Source organism: Fulvivirga kasyanovii, assembly GCF_009711405.1.
Lineage (GTDB): Bacteria > Bacteroidota > Bacteroidia > Cytophagales > Cyclobacteriaceae > Fulvivirga > Fulvivirga kasyanovii.
Genome location: NZ_SMLW01000067.1, coordinates 1 through 457, shown reverse-complemented (window position 1 = coordinate 457; position 457 = coordinate 1). Strand labels below are relative to the sequence as shown.

Below are 457 nucleotides of genomic sequence, written 5' to 3'. Positions count from 1 at the left end.
TGACATCCATGTGGCCGGTGACGATGAAGTGATAGGACTGAACAACCAAAACTCGGTTGGAGCTGCGTTAAGCATACCCGTAGGCCCGGGCGATAAGCTGGACATGCAGGTATACAGCTACTATGAGGCAGGGGACTACAGTAACCTGCAAACCGCGAATGCAGTATTGATGGCCGTAGCCGGTGCTTTTGGCGGGGCGAATGGTGGCAATACCTATGAGCAAGCGACCTATGATGCTTTTAGCAATGCAGATGGAGCAGGAATGTTGGTGAGTGGAAACAGTGCAGGTGATACGAGGCCAGCGGCATACCTGAACTACATACTATTCGATGAACAGATGAACCCCTACAAATTTGGTCATGCCCAAATAACAGGAACGGCCAACAGCCACGAGCTTGTAGCTTTGAACGATGTAGTTGTTGACAAAGCAGGCTTTGTCTATATTTACCTGAGCAAT

At 49.5% G+C, this 457-nt stretch carries 1 pseudogene; it reads left to right on the top strand.

From position 1 onward, the window contains the following. A pseudogene (locus tag E1163_RS30070) lies at positions 1-457 on the top strand (hypothetical protein); the annotation flags it as partial.